Origin of the sequence: Mycolicibacter acidiphilus, from assembly GCF_018455725.1 — a bacterium.
GTDB classification, from domain to species: Bacteria; Actinomycetota; Actinomycetes; order Mycobacteriales; family Mycobacteriaceae; genus Mycobacterium; species Mycobacterium acidiphilum.
The window spans coordinates 1-834 of the sequence record NZ_JAHCLR010000129.1 but is presented as its reverse complement, the minus strand read 5'-3'; the positions used below and the strand labels follow the sequence as shown (position 1 = coordinate 834).

Here is an 834-nt window from a genome sequence, read left to right as displayed (position 1 = left end):
AATGCGAACCCTGACCCGAGAACACGAACACCGTGCCCGCGGATCCGGCCGTCGTCGCGCGCGGTGTGACGACGCCGGGCGCGGATTCCCCAGCTGCCAGTGCCGTCAACCCGGTGATCGCCTGGGCGTGATCCCGGGCGCAGACCGCGGCCCGGTACTTGAACCGGCTGCGGTGTCGCTCAAGGGAATACGCCACATCGGGCAGCAGCGCCTGAGCGCCGTCGCCGGCCAGCCAGTCCGCCAGCGCCCCGGCCGCGACCGCCACCCGCTCCGGCGTCTTGCCGGACACCGTCAGCGTCGACACCGGCGACACGGCCTCGGCCGCAACCGGTTCCACAGCTGGTGCCTGCTCGATCAGCACGTGCGCGTTGGTGCCCGAGGCGCCGAACGACGACACCCCGGCCCGCCGGGCGCGGGACACCGCCGGCCAGGCCAGCGATTTCGCGGCGATCTGGAACTTCGACGCCGCCGCGGACGCATTCGGCGTCAGCGTGCCGAAGTGCAGATGCTGCGGGATATGGGCGTGCTGCACGCTGAGCACGGTCTTGATGAAGCCGGTCACCCCGGCCGCGGACTCCAGGTGGCCGAGGTTGGTCTTGACCGAACCCAGCACCAGCGGGGCGGAGCCGCCCCGGTCGGCGAAAACCTGTGCCAGCGCGTCCAATTCGATCGGATCACCCAGCGCCGTACCGGTGCCGTGCGCCTCCACATAGTCCACGTCAGCCGGCGCCAACCGCGCCGACGCCAACGCCGCCCGAATCACCGCCTGCTGCGCCGGACCCGACGGCACCGTCTGCCCCGACGACGGCCCATCCTGATTCACCGCCGAACCGA

The 834-nt window shown here is 71.7% G+C and carries 1 protein-coding gene; it reads right to left on the bottom strand.

Annotated elements, in window-relative coordinates:
* The coding region (locus KIH27_RS22150) for a ketoacyl-synthetase C-terminal extension domain-containing protein (protein ID WP_284144796.1) at positions 1-834 on the bottom strand (834 nt) is incomplete at both ends.